At 40.4% G+C, this 433-nt stretch carries 1 protein-coding gene; it reads left to right on the forward strand.

Features of this window, described 5'->3' with window-relative positions:
* The coding region (locus AB4486_RS25280; protein ID WP_372119469.1) for an FRG domain-containing protein at window positions 1-433 on the forward strand (433 nt) is incomplete at both ends.

Below are 433 nucleotides of genomic sequence, written 5' to 3' on the forward strand. Positions count from 1 at the left end.
GCAACAATGCAGCATCATGGTTTCCCTACTCGTTTACTCGATTGGTCAACTAACTCGTTAGTTGCCCTATCATTTGCTGCTCACTCTGCAATTGAAACGATCGCAAAAGCTGGATCACCTGAGTTACCCAACATTTTGACTAGAAAGTTGGCGGTTTGGATGCTTGACCGAGACGTTGGGAGTCTCGTTGATCAAATTGCGATAGTAACTATTCCAGGTTCTGTCAGTCAAAACTTGGCTTCTCAACGAGGATTATTCACTTTAGTTCAGCAAAAGGGCTTTACTCCGTATCAAGCTTTTAAATCAATTAATATTGATGATTTGTTGTTAAGAGTACCAAACAGCCATTTAAAGAAAGTTACAGTTCCGATATGCAATGCTGTTGATATTGCAAACAAATGTCGAGCATTTGGCATTGATACAAGCTCGTTGC

This window comes from Vibrio sp. 10N.222.55.C6 (assembly GCF_041473395.1).
GTDB classification, from domain to species: Bacteria; Pseudomonadota; Gammaproteobacteria; order Enterobacterales; family Vibrionaceae; genus Vibrio; species Vibrio crassostreae_C.